Annotated in this window: 19 protein-coding genes; 14 read left to right on the top strand and 5 right to left on the bottom strand. The window is 60.7% G+C overall.

From position 1 onward, the window contains the following. Positions 1-42 precede the first annotated feature (42 nt). Genes ccoN through ccoP form a run of 4 tightly spaced genes read left to right on the top strand, consistent with a single transcriptional unit; the run spans position 43 to position 3,258 of the window. Entirely contained in the window at positions 43-1,485 is a 1,443-nt protein-coding gene (gene ccoN / locus ACQY47_RS22930) for a cytochrome-c oxidase, cbb3-type subunit I (protein ID WP_428552155.1), read from the top strand. Beyond that, positions 1,485-2,093, top strand: a complete 609-nt coding sequence (gene ccoO / locus ACQY47_RS22925; protein ID WP_053257425.1) for a cytochrome-c oxidase, cbb3-type subunit II — start codon at positions 1,485-1,487, stop codon at positions 2,091-2,093. The genes ccoN and ccoO overlap by 1 nt, the downstream gene beginning before the upstream one ends. A 5-nt stretch (positions 2,094-2,098) precedes the next feature. Continuing rightward, positions 2,099-2,284 carry a CcoQ/FixQ family Cbb3-type cytochrome c oxidase assembly chaperone gene (locus ACQY47_RS22920; RefSeq protein ID WP_005790274.1) on the top strand — a complete coding sequence of 62 codons (186 nt, stop codon included), beginning with the start codon at positions 2,099-2,101 and terminating at the stop codon, positions 2,282-2,284. Further along, complete coding sequence (ccoP, locus tag ACQY47_RS22915) at positions 2,281-3,258, top strand: cytochrome-c oxidase, cbb3-type subunit III (protein ID WP_428552151.1); 978 nt, start codon at positions 2,281-2,283, stop codon at positions 3,256-3,258. The genes ACQY47_RS22920 and ccoP overlap by 4 nt, the downstream gene beginning before the upstream one ends. A gap of 95 nt (positions 3,259-3,353) precedes the next feature. Here ccoP and ACQY47_RS22910 read toward each other — a convergent pair whose 3' ends face one another. Next, positions 3,354-3,770 (bottom strand): hypothetical protein, encoded by a 417-nt coding sequence (locus tag ACQY47_RS22910; protein WP_428552148.1) that lies wholly within the window; start codon positions 3,768-3,770, stop codon positions 3,354-3,356. 294 nt (positions 3,771-4,064) lie between these two features. Between ACQY47_RS22910 and ACQY47_RS22905 the strand changes: the two genes are divergently transcribed. The 8 genes from ACQY47_RS22905 (at position 4,065) to hemN (ending at position 11,872) form a co-directional block, all read left to right on the top strand. Next, complete coding sequence (locus tag ACQY47_RS22905) at positions 4,065-4,319, top strand: type II toxin-antitoxin system Phd/YefM family antitoxin (RefSeq protein ID WP_428552145.1); 255 nt, start codon at positions 4,065-4,067, stop codon at positions 4,317-4,319. After that, a complete protein-coding gene (locus ACQY47_RS22900) occupies positions 4,319-4,729 on the top strand; it encodes a type II toxin-antitoxin system VapC family toxin (protein WP_428552142.1) in 411 nt (136 codons plus the stop codon). Before ACQY47_RS22905 ends, ACQY47_RS22900 begins: the two co-directional genes overlap by 1 nt. Before the next feature lie 207 nt (positions 4,730-4,936). Next, positions 4,937-6,352, top strand: a complete 1,416-nt coding sequence (gene ccoG / locus ACQY47_RS22895; RefSeq protein WP_428552139.1) for a cytochrome c oxidase accessory protein CcoG — start codon at positions 4,937-4,939, stop codon at positions 6,350-6,352. A gap of 17 nt (positions 6,353-6,369) precedes the next feature. Further along, positions 6,370-6,909 carry a FixH family protein gene (locus tag ACQY47_RS22890; protein ID WP_017134808.1) on the top strand — a complete coding sequence of 180 codons (540 nt, stop codon included), beginning with the start codon at positions 6,370-6,372 and terminating at the stop codon, positions 6,907-6,909. Between the two features lie 115 nt (positions 6,910-7,024). After that, complete coding sequence (locus ACQY47_RS22885; RefSeq protein WP_428552135.1) at positions 7,025-9,475, top strand: heavy metal translocating P-type ATPase; 2,451 nt, start codon at positions 7,025-7,027, stop codon at positions 9,473-9,475. A gap of 22 nt (positions 9,476-9,497) precedes the next feature. Continuing rightward, on the top strand, positions 9,498-9,710 hold the full coding sequence (ccoS, locus tag ACQY47_RS22880; protein WP_017134806.1) for a cbb3-type cytochrome oxidase assembly protein CcoS: 213 nt from the start codon (positions 9,498-9,500) through the stop codon (positions 9,708-9,710). Further along, positions 9,703-10,386, top strand: coding sequence for a sulfite exporter TauE/SafE family protein (locus ACQY47_RS22875; protein WP_017134805.1), 684 nt, complete (start codon positions 9,703-9,705; stop codon positions 10,384-10,386). Before ccoS ends, ACQY47_RS22875 begins: the two co-directional genes overlap by 8 nt. A 103-nt stretch (positions 10,387-10,489) precedes the next feature. Beyond that, the gene (hemN, locus tag ACQY47_RS22870) at positions 10,490-11,872 is read left to right on the top strand and encodes an oxygen-independent coproporphyrinogen III oxidase (protein ID WP_428552130.1); all 1,383 of its coding nucleotides are present in this window, start codon (positions 10,490-10,492) and stop codon (positions 11,870-11,872) included. A gap of 6 nt (positions 11,873-11,878) precedes the next feature. Here the strand turns inward: hemN and ACQY47_RS22865 are convergent, their stop codons facing one another. Continuing rightward, positions 11,879-12,352, bottom strand: a complete 474-nt coding sequence (locus tag ACQY47_RS22865; RefSeq protein WP_170039244.1) for a hypothetical protein — start codon at positions 12,350-12,352, stop codon at positions 11,879-11,881. A 153-nt stretch (positions 12,353-12,505) separates the two neighbouring features. Here ACQY47_RS22865 and fnr point away from each other — a divergent pair, with 153 nt between their 5' ends. Continuing rightward, positions 12,506-13,240, top strand: coding sequence for a fumarate/nitrate reduction transcriptional regulator Fnr (gene fnr, locus ACQY47_RS22860; protein ID WP_056861531.1), 735 nt, complete (start codon positions 12,506-12,508; stop codon positions 13,238-13,240). A gap of 81 nt (positions 13,241-13,321) precedes the next feature. After that, positions 13,322-13,870: an adenine phosphoribosyltransferase gene (locus ACQY47_RS22855; protein ID WP_017134800.1), complete on the top strand. Its 549-nt coding sequence runs from the start codon at positions 13,322-13,324 to the stop codon at positions 13,868-13,870. 115 nt (positions 13,871-13,985) lie between these two features. On the opposite strand, the gene ACQY47_RS22850 is transcribed toward ACQY47_RS22855, so the two are convergent. The 3 genes from ACQY47_RS22850 to ACQY47_RS22840 all read right to left on the bottom strand — a co-directional run bounded on the left by ACQY47_RS22850 (position 13,986) and on the right by ACQY47_RS22840 (position 17,010). Next, positions 13,986-15,134: an acyl-CoA dehydrogenase family protein gene (locus ACQY47_RS22850; RefSeq protein WP_428552125.1), complete on the bottom strand. Its 1,149-nt coding sequence runs from the start codon at positions 15,132-15,134 to the stop codon at positions 13,986-13,988. A 172-nt stretch (positions 15,135-15,306) separates the two neighbouring features. Then, complete coding sequence (gene recR / locus ACQY47_RS22845) at positions 15,307-15,909, bottom strand: recombination mediator RecR (RefSeq protein ID WP_017134798.1); 603 nt, start codon at positions 15,907-15,909, stop codon at positions 15,307-15,309. Between the two features lie 66 nt (positions 15,910-15,975). Beyond that, a complete protein-coding gene (locus tag ACQY47_RS22840; RefSeq protein ID WP_017134797.1) occupies positions 15,976-17,010 on the bottom strand; it encodes an NADP-dependent oxidoreductase in 1,035 nt (344 codons plus the stop codon). Positions 17,011-17,140: the final 130 nt, after the last annotated feature.

Raw genomic sequence — 17,140 nt, 5'->3', positions numbered from 1 at the left:
CCGATTTTACCTATAAAAAAACCTAAACCGTGGAACCTTAGAATGAGCACAGCAATCAGTCCGACTGCTTATAACTATAAGGTCGTCCGCCAGTTCGCCATCATGACGGTGGTCTGGGGGATCCTTGGCATGGGGCTCGGGGTGTTTATCGCCTCGCAACTGGTGTGGCCGGAATTGAATTTCGGTTTGCCCTGGACGACCTTCGGCCGCCTGCGCCCGCTGCACACCAACCTGGTGATTTTCGCCTTCGGTGGTTGTGCGTTATTTGCCACTTCCTACTATGTCGTGCAGCGAACCTGCCAGACGCGACTGATCTCCGATGGCCTCGCCGCCTTCACCTTCTGGGGCTGGCAAGCCGTAATCCTCGGCGCCATCATCACCCTGCCGCTGGGCTACACCACCACCAAGGAATACGCCGAGCTGGAATGGCCGATCGCGATTTTGCTCGCCATCGTCTGGGTGACCTACGCCCTGGTGTTCTTCGGCACCATCGTCAAGCGCAAAACCAAGCACATCTATGTCGGTAACTGGTTCTACGGTGCGTTCATCCTGGTGACGGCGATGCTGCACATCGTCAACCACGCTTCCCTGCCGGTGAGTTGGTTCAAGTCCTACTCGGCCTATGCCGGGGCGACCGATGCGATGATCCAGTGGTGGTACGGCCACAACGCCGTGGGGTTCTTCCTCACCACCGGCTTCCTGGGGATGATGTACTACTTCGTGCCCAAGCAGGCCGAACGCCCGATCTACTCGTATCGCCTGTCCATCGTGCACTTCTGGGCGCTGATCACCCTGTACATCTGGGCCGGTCCCCACCACCTGCACTACACCGCGCTGCCGGATTGGGCGCAATCGCTAGGCATGGCGATGTCGATCATCCTGCTGGCCCCAAGCTGGGGCGGCATGATCAACGGCATGATGACCCTGTCGGGCGCCTGGCATAAGCTGCGCACCGACCCGATCCTGCGTTTTCTGGTGGTGTCGCTGGCGTTCTACGGCATGTCGACCTTCGAAGGGCCGATGATGGCCATCAAGACGGTCAACTCGCTGTCCCACTACACCGACTGGACCATTGGCCATGTACACGCCGGCGCGCTCGGCTGGGTGGCGATGATCTCCATCGGCGCCCTGTACCACATGATCCCCAAACTGTTCGGCCGCCCACAGATGCACAGCGTTGGCCTGATCAACGCGCACTTCTGGCTGGCCACCATCGGCACCGTGCTCTACATCGCGTCGATGTGGGTCAACGGCATCACCCAAGGCCTGATGTGGCGCGCCATCAACGATGACGGCACCCTCACCTACTCCTTCGTCGAAGCGCTGCAAGCCAGCCACCCGGGCTACATCGTCCGCGCCATCGGTGGTGCGTTCTTTGCCAGCGGCATGCTGTTCATGGCCTACAACGTCTGGCGCACCGTGCGTGCCGCCGACCCGGCAGAAGCCGAAGCCGCCGCCAAGATCGCTGTTGTGGGAGCTCACTGATGAAGCATGAAGTAGTCGAGAAGAATATCGGCCTGCTGGCCTTCTTCATGGTCATCGCCGTGAGCATCGGCGGCCTGACCCAGATCGTTCCGCTGTTTTTCCAGGACGTGACCAACAAACCCGTAGAAGGCATGAAGCCTCGCCCAGCGCTTGAAGTTGAAGGCCGTGACGTGTTCATCGCCAACGGCTGTGTAGGTTGCCACTCGCAGATGATCCGTCCGTTCCGTGCCGAAACCGAACGCTACGGCCACTACTCGGTTGCCGGGGAAAGCGTCTGGGACCACCCGTTCCTGTGGGGCTCCAAACGGACCGGCCCGGACCTGGCCCGTGTCGGTGGGCGCTACTCCGATGACTGGCAGCGTGCGCACTTGTACAACCCGCGCAACGTGGTGCCTGAGTCGAAAATGCCGGCGTACCCGTTCCTCGTGGAAAACAAGCTCGACGGCAAGGACACCGCCAAGAAACTCGAAGTCTTGCGCACCCTGGGCGTGCCCTACACCGATGAAGACATCGCCGGTGCAGCCGCTGCCGTGAAGGGCAAGACCGAAATGGACGCACTGGTGGCCTACCTGCAAGGCCTTGGCACCATCATCAAAAGCAAACGGTGATCTTCATGGATATCGGGATGATTCGTGGCCTGGGCACCGTTGTGGTGATGGTGGCCTTTGTCGGCCTGGCGCTGTGGGTGTTCAGCCCGCGCCGCAAGTCGGAGTTTGACGACGCGACCATGCTGCCCTTTGCAGATGATCCCGAGGCCATCAAGCACGTCGAGCAAGCTTCTAGGAGTAACAAAGAATGACTACGTTCTGGAGTCTGTACGTCACAGTCCTCAGTCTGGGTACCATTTTCGCCCTGACCTGGCTGCTGCTGTCGACCCGCAAGGGCCAGCGCACCGAGCAGACGGACGAGACCGTCGGCCACTCGTTCGACGGCATCGAGGAGTACGACAACCCGCTGCCCAAATGGTGGTTCATGCTGTTCGTCGGCACCATCATCTTCGCCCTCGGCTACCTGGCGCTGTACCCCGGCCTTGGCAACTGGAAAGGCCTGCTGCCAGGCTACAACTACCTCGACAACGACAAGCAAACCCCTTTCGCCAACGGCCAGACCGGCTGGACCGGCGTGCACGAATGGGAAAAGGAAATGGCCAAATCGGACGCCAAGTTCGGCCCGATCTTCGCCAAATTCGCTGCAATGCCGATTGAAGACGTCGCCAAAGACCCGCAAGCCTTGAAGATGGGTGGCCGCCTGTTCGCCTCCAACTGCTCGGTGTGCCACGGCTCCGACGCCAAGGGCGCCTACGGCTTCCCTAACCTGACCGACGCCGACTGGCGCTGGGGCGGCGAACCAGCCACCATCAAGGAAACCATCATGAAAGGCCGCCATGCGGTGATGCCGGCCTGGGCCGATGTCATTGGCGAACAAGGCGTGGCCGACGTGGCGGGCTTTGTGGTGACTAACCTCGATGGCCGCAAACTGCCGGAAGGCGCCAAGGCCGACGTGGCCAACGGCGCGAAACTGTTCGCCGCCAACTGCGTGGCCTGCCACGGCCCGGCCGGTAAAGGCACGCCAGCAATGGGCGCGCCGGACCTGACCCACCCGGGTGCATTCATCTACGGCTCAAGCTTCGCGCAATTGCAGCAGACCATTCGTTATGGCCGTCAGGGCCAGATGCCGGCGCAGGAGTTGCTGCAAGGCAATGACAAGGTGCACTTGCTGGCAGCGTATGTTTACAGCTTGTCCCATGGCGATGAGCCAGCCAGTCCGGAGTGATACGTTAAAATCACAAAAGCCCTGCCGATGTTGAATCCGCAGGGCTTTTTTGTATTGTGAGGATCAGGCACCCTCACGCAGCGGCCATATACGACTTATCGAGCTTCCGCGCCAGCTGTTGTTTCCTCATGCTCCCTCAACAACACGTCCATGTAGGCACGGATGTCCTGCCGGTCAAACTTGCCGTCGCGCTCGCCTTTGTCATCCATATCAAGCGACGCGGTGAAACCGCCACGCTTGAGCACTTCCAAAGCGAGCACTTGGTCCGCCGAGGTAAATTTGTTTCCGGCCATACCCATGGCGATGTAACCCAAAAATTCTACCGTCAAAAACCCCCTGTTTTCAGGGTCTTCAAATCGCTCAAATTGGTTACCCAATAGCTTGCCCAGCTCATACCTGTCCATGTTGGCGTACACAGTGGACATCTCTCGCAGCGTTGCACGTGCATATTGGGCGTCTACAGCCGAAGGTGCTGAGGCGTTATAAGTTGGAAGCGTCGAAGAAATATTCAAGTTTTCATCTCATTAGTAGTAAGCAATCCCACACCCGACACGGGTGCTGGATCACGCATGAGTGTTCTATCTCAACGCCTCAGTTCCGCTCTCACATACGGACTTACACACTGCGTCACGCCGCCACACCTCTGGCCCGGACCGCCCTGTAGTGGGTGAGACAGATGTTCAGTCAGGCTGCGTTCCACTGATTAATCCCGAATGGACGCATGACCGCTGGTAACGACAAGCTTGATGCCTGTTATCGCCAAGTAGTAACGTAACTACATCGAACTCACCCAAGGGGAGTACCCCATGACCATCACCACCATTTCCAGTCGTGAATTCAATCAGGACACAAGCGGTGCCAAAAAAGCCGCCAGTAAAGGCCCGGTTTTTATCACCGATCGCGGCAAGCCTGCCCATGTACTGCTAAGCATTGAGGACTACCAGAAACTGACAGGTTTGAACGTCAACATCGTTGACCTGTTGGTGATGCCGGAAGCGGCCGAAATCGACTTCGAAACCGAACGTGCCGTGATCACTCATCGACCCGTGGACCTCTCTTGATGTATCTACTCGACACCAACGTAATCTCTGAACTGCGTAAACCCCACGCCGACGCCAGGGTAGTGGCCTGGGCAAAAAGTGTTATCGCTGCGCGCATGTTCATCTCGGCCATTACGCTGAAGGAATTGGAAACCGGTGTACTGCGGATGGAACGCCGAGACCCGGTTCAGGGGAAAGTGTTACGGACATGGCTCAAACGCCATGTGATGCCAGCGTTCGATGCCAGGATATTGCCGGTTGATGCCGCCGTTGCGCTGCGTTGTGCCTATCTGCATGTGCCGGACCAGGCCAACGAGAGTGACGCATTGATTGCCGCAACCGCTCTGGTGCATGGGCTCACCGTGGTGACGCGCAACGTCAGTGACTTCAAGTCCAGCGGGGTTCCATTGCTTAACCCATGGGACGAATGACCTGCTTACCGGCAAAAACCGTCCATACTTGCCAAGTCAATTGATCCAGATCACATATACCATCGATTGATATTCCCCAACGCGACCAAAGGTCGCACCCGTTAAGCAGCATCAGGGGCGTATCATTACGCCACTGCAACACCCCCAATTTGACCCCGGTTGGCACGTACTGGCCGAGGCAAATCTCCACCGCCGTGGGATGCAATGATGAGCAACCAGATACCGGTACATGACGTTACCCCGCCTGCCAATAACGCCAGCAGCACTGTCGACCTCTACGCCTCGCGCGAGAAAATCTACACCCGCGCCTTTACCGGCCTGTTCCGCAACTTGCGCATGCTCGGTGGCGCCGCTCTGTTCTTGTTGTACTTCGGCACCGTGTGGCTGAACTGGGGTGGCCACCAGGCCGTCTGGTGGAACCTGCCGGAACGCAAATTCTTCATTTTTGGCGCCACTTTCTGGCCTCAGGATTTCATCCTGCTCTCGGGCATTCTTATTGTGGCGGCCTTTGGCCTGTTCTTTATCACCGTGTACGCCGGGCGCGTGTGGTGCGGTTATACCTGCCCGCAAAGCGTGTGGACATGGATCTTCATGTGGTGCGAGAAGGTCACCGAAGGCGACCGCAACCAGCGCATCAAGCTCGACAAGGCGCCGATGGGCGCGAACAAATTCCTGCGCAAGTTCAGCAAGCACACGCTGTGGCTGCTGATCGGCTTTGTCACCGGCATGACCTTCGTCGGCTACTTCTCGCCCATCCGCGAGCTGGTGTTCGACTTCTTCACCGGCCAGGCCGATGGCTGGTCGTATTTCTGGGTCGGGTTCTTCACCCTGGCCACCTACGGTAACGCCGGCTGGTTGCGCGAGCAGGTGTGCATCTACATGTGCCCCTATGCGCGTTTCCAGAGCGTGATGTTCGACAAAGACACCCTGATTGTTTCCTACGACCCGCGCCGTGGCGAAGTGCGTGGCCCGCGCAAAAAAGGCATCGACTACAAGGCCCAGGGGTTGGGCGATTGCATTGACTGCACGATGTGCGTGCAGGTGTGCCCCACCGGCATCGACATCCGTGACGGCCTGCAAATCGAGTGCATCGGTTGCGCCGCCTGTATCGACGCCTGCGACAACATCATGGACAAAATGGACTACCCACGCGGCCTGATCAGCTACACCACCGAGCACAACCTGTCCGGGCAGAAAACCCATAAGTTGCGCCCGCGCCTGATCGGTTATGCCTTGGTGCTGCTGGCGATGATCGGCCTGTTGGCCGGCGCATTTTTCATGCGCTCGCTGGTGGGCTTCGACGTCAGCAAAGACCGCGTGCTCTACCGCGAAAACGCCGAAGGTCGCATCGAAAACGTCTACAGCCTGAAAATCATGAACAAGGACCAGCGCGACCACACTTACGTGCTCGATGCCTCGGGCCTGCCGGATCTCAAGCTGCAAGGCCGACGCGAGATCAAGGTCGCCGCCGGGGAGATCTTCACGATGCCGGTAGAGCTGTCCAGCGCCCCTGAGCAACTGCCATCGAGCACCAACGAGGTGAAATTCATCCTCAAGGATGCCGACGACGACAGCGTCCACATTGAAGCCAAGAGCCGATTCATCGGCCCACAAGTCCGCTAATAACAGAGAGCACAACAATGCCCGCAGCTACTGCCGCAAGCCCTTGGTACAAGCACCTCTGGCCCTGGATCATCATTGGGATCCTGGCCTGCTCGGTGACCTTGACCCTGTCCATGGTGACCATTGCGGTGAAGAACCCGGACAACCTGGTCAACGACAACTACTACGAGGCCGGCAAAGGCATCAACCGCTCCCTGGACCGTGAGCGGCTGGCCCAGACCCTGCAACTGCGCGGCAAGCTGCACTTGGACGAGTTGACCGGTGAAGTCGAGTTGCAACTGACGGGCTACAGCAACCCGAACACTCTGGAACTGAACCTGATTTCCCCGACCCAGCCGCAGAAGGATCGCAAGATCAACCTGACCCGCAGCGACAGCGAACCCGGCCGCTACATCGGCCAGGTCACCGACAAGGTAGAGGGTCGGCGCTTTGTGGAATTGCTCGGCGTGGAGGGCGACAAGACCTGGCGCCTGTTCGAAGAAGAAGAGGTCAGCCACGACAAGGACTTGCTGCTGGGTGATGAACCGTTGCAGGGTGCCGAAGACCTGAAAAAGTAAAACCCTTGCGCTTCGCGCATCGCGGGCAAGCCCGCTCCCACAGTGGATCGCGGTCTCCTGTGGGAGCCGGGCTTGCCCGCGATGAGGCCCTCCCAGCCGATATAGATTTCACACCATGACCAGCCCAACCCCCTGCTACCACTGCGCCCTGCCCGTCCCACCCGGCAGCCGGTTCACCGCCGAAATCCTCGGCGAGCGCCGCGAACTCTGCTGCCCGGGCTGTCAGGCCGTGGCCGAGGCGATTGTGGCCGGCGGGTTGCAAAGCTATTACCAGCACCGCAGCGAAGCCTCGGCCAACCCCGAGGCGCTGCCGGTGCAACTGGTCGACGAATTGGCGCTGTACGACCGCGCCGACGTGCAAAAACCCTTTGTGCGCCACGAAGGCGATCTGGCCGAAACCACCCTGTTGATGGAAGGCATCAGCTGCGCGGCCTGTGGCTGGCTGATCGAAAAACACTTGCGCAGCCTGCCCGCCGTGGCCGAGGCGCGGCTGAACCTGTCCAACCATCGCCTGCACGTGCGCTGGGCCGATGGGCAATTGCCGTTGAGCCAGGTGCTCAGCGAACTGCGCCATATCGGCTACGCCGCCCACCCTTACCAGGCCGATCGCGCCGCCGAGCAATTGGCCAGCGAAAACCGCCGGGCCTTGCGCCAGCTGGGCGTGGCGGGGTTGTTGTGGTTCCAGGCAATGATGGCGACCATGGCGACCTGGCCGGAATTCAATATTGACCTGAGCCCGGAGTTGCACGTGATCCTGCGCTGGGTGGCGATGTTTCTGACTACGCCCATCGTGTTCTACAGCTGTGCGCCGTTCTTCAAAGGCGCCCTGCGCGACCTGCGCACGCGCCACCTGACCATGGATGTGTCGGTGTCCCTGGCGATTGGCGGCGCGTACCTGGCGGGCATCTGGACCGCCATAACTGGCACTGGCGAGTTGTACTTCGACGCGGTGGGCATGTTCGCGCTGTTCCTGCTCGCCGGGCGCTACCTGGAGCGTCGGGCACGTGAGCGTACCGCCGCCGCCACCGCGCAGTTGGTCAACCTGCTGCCGGCGTCATGCTTACGCCTCAAAAGTGATGGTCAGAGCGAGCGCATCCTGCTCAGCGAACTGGCCGTAGGCGATCGCGTACTGGTGCATCCCGGTGCCGTGCTGCCGGCCGATGGGCTGATTCTTGATGGCCAGTCGAGCATTGACGAGTCCCTGCTCACCGGCGAATACCTGCCGCAGCCGCGCAACGTCGGCGACGCGGTCACCGCCGGCACGCTCAACGTCGAAGGCGCGCTGACCGTCGAGGTGCGCGCCTTGGGGCATGACACCCGCCTGTCTGCCATCGTGCGCCTGCTGGAGCGTGCCCAGGCCGAGAAGCCGCACCTGGCGCAAATCGCCGACCGTGCTGCGCAATGGTTTCTGCTGTGCTCGCTGATCGCGGCCGCGCTGATCGGCCTGCTGTGGTGGGAAATGGACGCGTCACGCGCATTCTGGATTGTGCTGGCGATGCTGGTGGCAACCTGCCCTTGCGCGTTGTCGCTGGCGACACCGACCGCCCTCACCGCCGCCACCGGCACATTGCACAAACTCGGGCTGTTACTCACTCGTGGGCACGTGCTGGAAGGCTTGAACCAGATCGACACGGTGATTTTCGACAAGACCGGCACCCTGACCGAAGGCCGCTTGGCCCTGCGTGCCATCCGCCCGTTGAGCACGTTGAACAGCGACGACTGCCTGGGCCTCGCCGCCGCGCTGGAAAACCGCTCCGAGCACCCGATTGCCCGCGCCTTCGGGCGTGCGCCGCTGGCCGCCGAGGAAGTCCTGAGTTTCCCAGGCTTAGGCCTGGAAGGTCGTGTGGGCGAGCATCAATTGCGCATCGGCCAGCCGGGCTTTGTGTGCCAATTAAGCGGCTGCGCGATTCCCGCCTCGCCGGACGAAGCAGGCCAATGGTTGCTGCTGGGCGATCGTGAAGGCGCCCTCGCCTGGTTCGTGCTCGATGACCGCCTGCGCAGCGATGCGCCCGCCCTGCTGGCCGCGTGCAAAGCGCGAGGTTGGCGTACGCTGTTGCTGTCGGGTGACAGCTCGCCGATGGTCGCCAGTGTCGCGCTTGAGTTGGGGATTGACGAGGCCAAGGGCGGCTTGCGCCCCGACGACAAACTGCAGGTGCTGCACCAGTTGCACCAGCAAGGCCGCAAGGTGCTGATGCTTGGCGACGGCGTCAACGATGTGCCTGTGCTCGCCGCCGCCGATATCAGCGTGGCGATGGGCTCAGCCACCGACTTGGCAAAAACCAGTGCCGATGCCGTGCTGCTGTCCAACCGTCTCGACGCGCTGGTGCAGGCGTTTACCCTGGCGCGGCGCACGCGGCGGGTAATCATTGAAAACCTGCTGTGGGCCGGGCTGTACAATGGCCTTATGCTGCCGTTTGCCGCCCTCGGTTGGATCACCCCGATCTGGGCCGCGATCGGCATGTCCCTCAGCTCGTTGACCGTGGTGCTCAACGCCTTGCGCCTGACTCGGCTGCCGAGCACGCAGGCAAACAGTGCCACCTTAGTAACCCGCCCGCTGCCGGCTTGAGCCGCGTGGGCATGGAGTACCGATGCCAGCTCTCTACGTGATGATTCCGGCGGCGCTGCTGTTAGTCGGCGTGGCCATTTACATTTTCTTCTGGGCGGTGGACAGCGGCCAGTACGACGACCTCGACGGCCCGGCCCACAGCGTGCTGTTCGACGACCAGGATCCGAACCACCTGGCGGGCGTCGACGAAGCCAACCGGGCCGAGCAACCGCCCAAAGACCCACCCCATGCTTGAGTTGGCGCCATTGCTGGTCTCGGCCTTGATCCTCGGGCTACTGGGCGGCGGCCATTGCCTGGGCATGTGCGGCGGGCTGATGGGCGCACTGACGCTGGCAATCCCCAAAGAACAACGCAGCCGCCGTTTTCGCCTGCTGCTCGCCTATAACCTGGGGCGCATCCTCAGCTACGCCGCTGCCGGGTTATTGATCGGCCTGGCCGGCTGGGCGGTGGCCAACAGCCCGGCGGCGATGTTCATGCGCGTGCTCGCCGGGTTGTTGCTGATCAGCATGGGCTTGTACCTGGCCGGTTGGTGGAGCGGCCTCACCCGTATCGAAAGCCTGGGGCGCGGCCTGTGGCGCTACGTACAGCCGGTCGCCAACCGTTTGCTGCCGGTGTCCAGCCTGCCACGCGCATTGCTGCTGGGCGCGCTGTGGGGCTGGTTGCCGTGTGGGTTGGTCTACAGCACGCTGCTGTGGGCGGCGAGCCAGGGTAATGCACTGGACAGCGCAATGCTGATGCTGGCCTTTGGGCTTGGAACCTGGCCAGTACTGCTGGCGACTGGCTTGGCGGCGGAACGTGTCACGGCGGTGCTGCGCAAACGCAGCGTGCGTGTGGCCGGTGGCGTGCTGGTTATGCTCTTCGGCGTTTGGACGTTGCCAGGCCCGCATCAACACTGGCTAATGGGCCATTAAATCGCCATGTGGCATAGCGCCGCTCCCCGTTGATGCAAATCAAGATGGTACCTGCGGCGTGCCCCTAGACTCGGCCCACTAGCCAATCCCGGGGACCGCCCGCATGCTCGACGCCATTCGTTGGGACACAGATCTGATTCACCGCTACGACTTGGCGGGGCCGCGCTACACGTCCTACCCCACCGCCGTACAATTCGACAGCCAGGTCGGCACCTTCGACCTGCTCCACGCCCTGCGCGACAGCCGCAAGGCCGTACGGCCCTTGTCGCTGTATGTGCATGTGCCGTTCTGCGCGAACATCTGCTACTACTGCGCCTGCAACAAGGTCATCACCAAGGACCGTGGCCGTGCCCAGGCCTACCTGCAACGCCTGGAGCAGGAAATCCAGCTGGTGGCCTGCCACCTGGACCCGAAACAGCCCGTGGAGCAACTGCACTTCGGCGGCGGCACGCCGACTTTTCTCAGCCACGACGAACTGCGCCAGGTGATGACCCGCCTGCGCCAGCACTTCAATTTGCTCAATGATGATTCCGGCGACTACGGCATCGAGATCGACCCGCGTGAAGCCGACTGGGCGACCATGGGGCTGCTGCGCGAACTGGGCTTTAACCGCGTAAGCATCGGCCTGCAGGACCTTGATCCCGAGGTGCAGCGTGCGGTCAACCGCCTGCAAAGCCTGGAAGAAACCCGTGCGGTGATCGATGCGGCGCGCACCCTGCAATTTCGCTCGATCAATATTGATTTGATCTACGGCCTGCCCAAGCAGACGCCGCTGAATTTTGCGCGCACCGTCGAAGAGGTGATCAACCTGCAACCGGATCGCCTGTCGGTCTTCAACTACGCGCACCTGCCCGAGCGCTTTATGCCGCAGCGGCGCATTAATGCCGACGATTTGCCCTCGCCGGCAGAAAAACTGCTGATGCTGCAAACCACCATCGAGCAGTTGACCCGCGCGGGCTACCGCTACATCGGCATGGACCACTTTGCCCTGCCGGATGACGAACTGGCCGTGGCCCAGGAAGAAGGCACGCTGCAGCGTAACTTCCAGGGCTATACCACCCACGGGCATTGCGATTTGATTGGGCTGGGCGTGTCGGCGATCAGCCAGATCGGCGACCTGTATTGCCAGAACAGCAGTGACCTCAATCACTACCAGAACGCCCTGGCCGGGGCGCAACTGGCCACCAGCCGTGGCCTGGTCTGCACCACGGATGATCGTTTGCGCCGGGAAGTGATTCAGCAGTTGATCTGCAATTTCAGCCTGGCATTCGAGCGGATCGAACAGGCTTTCAACATCGATTTTCGCGGCTATTTCGACGAACTATGGCCACAGCTGGAGACAATGGCCGCCGACGGCCTGATCGAACTGGATGCACACGGCATCCGCGTATTGCCCGCCGGGCGCTTGCTGGTGCGTTCGGTGTGCATGGTGTTCGATGCCTACCTGGAGCACCAGAACAGGCAGCGATTCTCGCGGGTGATCTAAAGGCAGCTACTTCATTGCCAGGGCAGCGGTCTTAGCTGCGTCGCTCGCGCTCATGTCTTTCATCGCCTTAGTCAAAGACGCCTGCATGCCAACCAAGCTGGCTTGTAAGGCGCTCAACGCACTTTGCAGACCGGAGAGGCGGGCTCGCATCTGATCAGGGCTGAGGTTTTTATCTGCCATCAGCGCAGCCATCTCAGCCTGCTTCTCGGCAATCTGCTTTTTGATCTCACGAATCATCTTCAGCAGATTCTTGACGTTATCCGCCAGGCCGCTGTCGTCGATATCGCTGTTGGAGGTTTTCTCATCCGCCGCAGCTTTCATCGCCGCGCCGGAAATTGTAACCGCCACACCTTCGACCGCCGCGGAATCGGCCTGCGGTGTCGAAGCGCTGTTGGTGTTGTCTGCCACCGCGTCCTTTTGGGGTTGTGGCGCAGCAGGAATACGAATACTTGAAGGATTGACACCCATGATGGAAGACATGGCTCTGGTCCACGGTTATTGAGTTGTGATCTTGTATCGACCCCGATACAAAAAGCTTTATATCTTTGCTGCTTTTTTGTACACGCTGGCCTCACAGTCCCCCGGTGCGTTACCCTTACGTCTTATGTGTGTTTTCCCACAAGGATTTAAGAAATGTCCGAGCCAGTTAAACTGCGCGCTCACAGCCAGGCTCACTGCAAGGATTGCAGCCTGGCCCCCCTCTGCCTGCCACTTTCGTTGAATTTGGAAGACATGGAAGCGCTGGACGAAATCGTTAAACGCGGCCGACCGCTGAAAAAAGGCGAGTTTCTGTTTCGCCAGGGCGACAAGTTCGATTCCGTTTATGCAGTACGTTCAGGCGCGTTGAAGACCTTCAGCCTTAGCGACGGCGGCGAAGAGCAGATCACCGGCTTCCACCTGCCCAGCGAGCTGGTCGGGTTGTCTGGCATGGACACCGAAATTCACCCGGTGTCGGCCCAGGCCCTGGAGACGACCTCGGTGTGCGAAATCCCCTTCGAGCGCCTGGATGAATTGGCCCTGCAGCTGCCGCAACTGCGCCGCCAATTGATGCGGGTGATGAGCCGCGAGATCCGTGACGACCAACAGATGATGTTGCTGCTGTCGAAGAAAACCGCCGACGAGCGCATCGCCACGTTTTTGGTCAACCTGTCGGCACGCTTCCGTGCCCGTGGGTTCTCGGCCAACCAGTTCCGCCTGAGCATGTCGCGCAACGAAATCGGCAATTACCTGGGACTGGCGGTGGAAACCGTGTCCCGCGTGTTTACCCGTTTCCAGCAAAACGAACTGATTGCCGCCGAAGGCAAGGAAGTGCATATCCTCGACCCGATCCAGCTGTGCGCGCTGGCCGGGGGCTCGCTGGAAGTCTGAGGCAGACACTTGCGGCCGCGCCAATCGGCAGGGCCGCAGGTATACTTCGAGTCCGTTTTCCGCTCCCAGGACTCTTCGACGATGACCTTCGATTCGTTCGACATCAAATCCCTGATCCGCCCCGTCATCGACTTCCCCAAGCCTGGGGTGATCTTTCGTGACATTACCCCGCTGTTCCAATCGCCCCGCGCCCTGCGCCTGGTGGCCGACAGTTTTGCCCAGCGTTATGTCGAGGCCGACTTTACTCACATCGGCGCGATGGATGCCCGTGGCTTCCTGATCGGTTCGATCATCGCGTACCAGTTGAACAAACCGCTGATCCTGTTCCGCAAACAAGGCAAGCTGCCCGCTGACGTGCTGGCTGAGGGTTACCAGACCGAATACGGCGAAGCGTTTCTCGAAGTGCACGCCGACAGCCTGTGTGACGGCGACTCGGTGCTGATGTTCGATGACCTGATCGCCACTGGCGGCACCTTGATTGCTGCCGCGAACCTGGTGCGACGTATGGGCGCGAAGATCTTCGAAGCGGCGGCGATCATTGATCTGCCGGAGCTGGGTGGTTCGCAACGCCTGCAGGATATGGGCATTCCGACGTTTTGCCTGACGCAGTTTGGGCTGACCGAAGTTTAAAAGTTGCCTGGGCCGGCGTTATCGCAGGCAAGCCAGCTCCCACATTTTGATTTGCAAACACAGTCAAAGGTGGGAGCTGGCTCGCCTGCGATAGCGCCTGAAAGAACACCACTAATCACAACCCCATCTGCTTGCTGATGATCTCGTTCATCACCTCACGGGTGCCACCGCCAATCGACAGAATGCGGTTATCCCGATACAGCCTCTCCACCAGGCTGCCACGCATATACCCCTGCCCACCCAGTATCTGCACCGCGTCATAGGTCACCCGATCCGCGGTATCAGTGGCCAGGTTCTTGGCCATGGAAATCTCCTTGATCACACTCTTGCCGGCCGCCATCTTCGCCGCCTGGCGGTAGGTGAACTCGCGGGAGACTTCCACTGCGGTGGCCATTTCCGCCAGCCGATGCTTGAGCACCTGGAATTTGCCGATGGGTTTGCCGAAGGCTTCGCGCTGGCTCGCCCACTTGAGGCTTTCTTCCAGGGCGAGCTGCGCAGTCATGTTCGCCATCAGCGCCAGCGCCAAGCGTTCGCTCTGGAAATTGCCCATGATGCAGGCAAAGCCCATGTTCTCGACGCCGATCAAGTTGCCTACCGGCACGCGGCAATCGTCGAAGAACAACTCAGCCGTGTCCGACGCCCACCAGCCCATTTTCTTCAACGGTTGGCCGACGGTGAAACCTGGCGTCTGTTTTTCGATCAGCAATAAGCTGATGCCGCCGAAGCACGGCCCGCCGGTGCGTACGGCTACCGTATAGAAGTCGGCGCGGATGCCGCTGGTGATAAAGGTTTTGCTGCCGCTGACGCGGTAACAGTCGCCATCGCGAAGGGCGCGGGTTTGCAGGTTGGCTACATCGGAGCCGCCACCGGGCTCGGTGACGGCCAGGGCGATGATCTTCTCACCGGTCAGCACTTGAGGCGCAACGCGCTCACGCACCTCGGGGCGCGCCCATTTGACTACCGGCGGCAAGCCGATATCCAGCGAACCCAGGCCCGCGACCACGCCACCCGAACCGCAACGCATCAACTCTTCGCTGGCGGCGACCTTCGCGAACAGGTCGCCTTCATGGCTGCCGCCCAGGCTTTCGGGGTAGCCGATGCCCAGGATCCCCGCCGCGCCCGCCTTGAGGTACAGCTCACGGGGAAAGCTCTCGCCCTCCTCCCATTGCTCGATGCCCGGCAACATCTCGCGCTCGACGAAACGGCGCACGCTGTCGCGGACCAATTGGTGGCTGGGGTCGAAGTAGTCCTGATAGGCAGACATCGGCAAGCTCCACGGTGAGGTGGAGAGAACTTACCAAGCGCTTGCTTGGTTATCAAGATATCCCTGACAACACAAAACCACTGTGGGAGCTGGCTTGCCTGCGATAGCGGAGTGTCAGGCGACATCAATGTCACTGATCCACCGTTATCGCAGGCAAGCCAGCTCCCACATTTTAGAGCGCGATCGGCTTGCGACCGGCGAACGAATGCGCCAACGTGCCGCCATCCACCAATTCCAGCTCGCCACCCAACGGCACGCCATGGGCGATACGCGAGGTGATCAAGCCTTTGTTGGTCAGCAATTGGGCGATGTAATGCGCCGTCGCCTCGCCTTCCACCGTCGGGTTGGTTGCCAGGATCACCTCGGTAAACGTGCCCTGCTCTTCAATGCGCGTCACCAGTTGCGGAATGCCAATGGCTTCCGGCCCCAGGCCGTCCAGCGGCGAAAGATGCCCCTTGAGCACAAAGTAGCGCCCGCGATAGCCGGTCTGCTCGACGGCGTACACGTCCATCGGCCCTTCAACGACGCACAGTAAAGTGTCGTCGCGACGTGGGTCGGCGCATTGCGGGCACAGGTCTTCTTCGGTCAGGGTGCGGCACTGGCGGCAGTGGCCCACGCCGGTCATGGCCTGGCTCAAGGCCTGGGCCAACCGCGTGCCGCCGCTGCGATCACGCTCCAGCAGTTGCAGCGCCATACGCTGGGCGGTTTTCTGGCCCACACCCGGCAAAGTGCGCAGGGCGTCGATCAGTTGGCGAATCAGGGGGCTGAAGCTCATGGGCGAAGGGTCCGACAAAACAACGAGACGCGGTTTATACCCGCGCCTCGGATTAGCGTCAAATGCTCAATCCTGTGCGACGCGCACCACCAACTTGCCGAAGTTGCGCCCCTCGAGCAAACCGATAAAGGCTTCGGGTGCCTGTTCCAGGCCATCGACCACGTCTTCGCGGAACTTGATCTTGCCGTCGCGCACCCACGGCGCCATGGCGCTGAGGAATTCGGGCTGGCGATCGCCATAATCGTCGAACACGATAAAACCCTGGATGCGCACGCGCTTGGTCAACAAGGTACGTTGCAGTGCCGGCAGCCGATCAGGACCGCTGGGGGCTTCATGGGCGTTGTAACCGGCGATCAGGCCGCACAGCGGAATGCGTGCCTTGGGGTTGAGCAGCGGCAGCACGGCGTCGAAGACTTTGCCGCCGACGTTTTCAAAGTAGATATCCACGCCTTTGAAACAGGCCAACGCCAGCTCATGGGCAAAATCGGCGCTCTTGTGGTCGATACAGGCGTCAAAGCCCAGCTCATCGACCACGTAGCGGCACTTGTCCGCGCCGCCGGCAATACCCACCACGCGCAAACCCTTGAGCTTGGCCACCTGCCCGACCACCGAACCCACCGCGCCGGAGGCAGCCGCCACCACCAGGGTTTCGCCGGCCTTGGGCTGGCCGATATCCATCAGGCCCATGTACGCGGTCATGCCAGGCATACCCAATACACCGAGCGCCATCGAGGGGCTGGCCAGGCCTTTGGGCAGCGGGATCAGGTTGTTTCCGTCTGAGATGCTATGGCTCTGCCAGCCGGTGGAACCCACCACAAGATCACCCGCTGCGAATTTCGGGTTACGCGATTGCTCGATACGGCTGACAGCACCACCGGTCATCACTTCGTCGATTTCCACCGGAGCTGCGTAGGACGGCGCGTCACTCATGCGCCCACGCATGTAGGGATCGAGGGACAGGTACAGGGTTTTGAGCAGCACCTGGCCATCTGCCAATTCCGGCAGGTTCACGCGTTCCAGGCGAAAGTTTTCCGGTGTCGGCGCGCCTTGCGGGCGCGAGACCAGGACAATGCGCTGGTTAAGAATGGGTTCTTGAGGCATGAGGGGCTCCTTTAACGAATCTTTCGGTATAGGGTGCAGACCCTGCTTGCCATGCCAGGGTTCGATCGGATTAGCACAAACAAAAATGCCAGGCGCGATGCCTGGCATTTGAGTCTAGCTAACGCTGCAC

Source organism: Pseudomonas edaphica, assembly GCF_965277385.1.
Lineage (GTDB): Bacteria > Pseudomonadota > Gammaproteobacteria > Pseudomonadales > Pseudomonadaceae > Aquipseudomonas > Aquipseudomonas edaphica.
Note: the sequence above shows the minus strand (reverse complement) of the source record. Positions and strands in the feature narration are given on the sequence as shown.

Excerpts from the sequence above, each read along its gene's own strand:
- ACQY47_RS22875 (WP_017134805.1), top strand. The coding sequence starts at position 9,703 with ATGCTTGAGTTGGCGCCATTGCTGGTCTCGGCCTTGATCCTCGGGCTA.
- ccoP (WP_428552151.1), top strand. The coding sequence starts at position 2,281 with ATGACTACGTTCTGGAGTCTGTACGTCACAGTCCTCAGTCTGGGTACC.
- ACQY47_RS22900 (WP_428552142.1), top strand. The coding sequence starts at position 4,319 with ATGTATCTACTCGACACCAACGTAATCTCTGAACTGCGTAAACCCCAC.
- ACQY47_RS22840 (WP_017134797.1), bottom strand. The coding sequence starts at position 17,010 with ATGCCTCAAGAACCCATTCTTAACCAGCGCATTGTCCTGGTCTCGCGC.
- ACQY47_RS22850 (WP_428552125.1), bottom strand. The coding sequence starts at position 15,134 with ATGTCTGCCTATCAGGACTACTTCGACCCCAGCCACCAATTGGTCCGC.
- ACQY47_RS22885 (WP_428552135.1), top strand. The coding sequence starts at position 7,025 with ATGACCAGCCCAACCCCCTGCTACCACTGCGCCCTGCCCGTCCCACCC.
- ccoN (WP_428552155.1), top strand. The coding sequence starts at position 43 with ATGAGCACAGCAATCAGTCCGACTGCTTATAACTATAAGGTCGTCCGC.
- ccoS (WP_017134806.1), top strand. The coding sequence starts at position 9,498 with ATGCCAGCTCTCTACGTGATGATTCCGGCGGCGCTGCTGTTAGTCGGC.
- ACQY47_RS22890 (WP_017134808.1), top strand. The coding sequence starts at position 6,370 with ATGCCCGCAGCTACTGCCGCAAGCCCTTGGTACAAGCACCTCTGGCCC.
- ACQY47_RS22920 (WP_005790274.1), top strand. The coding sequence starts at position 2,099 with ATGGATATCGGGATGATTCGTGGCCTGGGCACCGTTGTGGTGATGGTG.
- ACQY47_RS22855 (WP_017134800.1), top strand. The coding sequence starts at position 13,322 with ATGACCTTCGATTCGTTCGACATCAAATCCCTGATCCGCCCCGTCATC.
- recR (WP_017134798.1), bottom strand. The coding sequence starts at position 15,909 with ATGAGCTTCAGCCCCCTGATTCGCCAACTGATCGACGCCCTGCGCACT.
- hemN (WP_428552130.1), top strand. The coding sequence starts at position 10,490 with ATGCTCGACGCCATTCGTTGGGACACAGATCTGATTCACCGCTACGAC.
- fnr (WP_056861531.1), top strand. The coding sequence starts at position 12,506 with ATGTCCGAGCCAGTTAAACTGCGCGCTCACAGCCAGGCTCACTGCAAG.
- ccoG (WP_428552139.1), top strand. The coding sequence starts at position 4,937 with ATGAGCAACCAGATACCGGTACATGACGTTACCCCGCCTGCCAATAAC.
- ACQY47_RS22865 (WP_170039244.1), bottom strand. The coding sequence starts at position 12,352 with ATGTCTTCCATCATGGGTGTCAATCCTTCAAGTATTCGTATTCCTGCT.
- ACQY47_RS22905 (WP_428552145.1), top strand. The coding sequence starts at position 4,065 with ATGACCATCACCACCATTTCCAGTCGTGAATTCAATCAGGACACAAGC.
- ccoO (WP_053257425.1), top strand. The coding sequence starts at position 1,485 with ATGAAGCATGAAGTAGTCGAGAAGAATATCGGCCTGCTGGCCTTCTTC.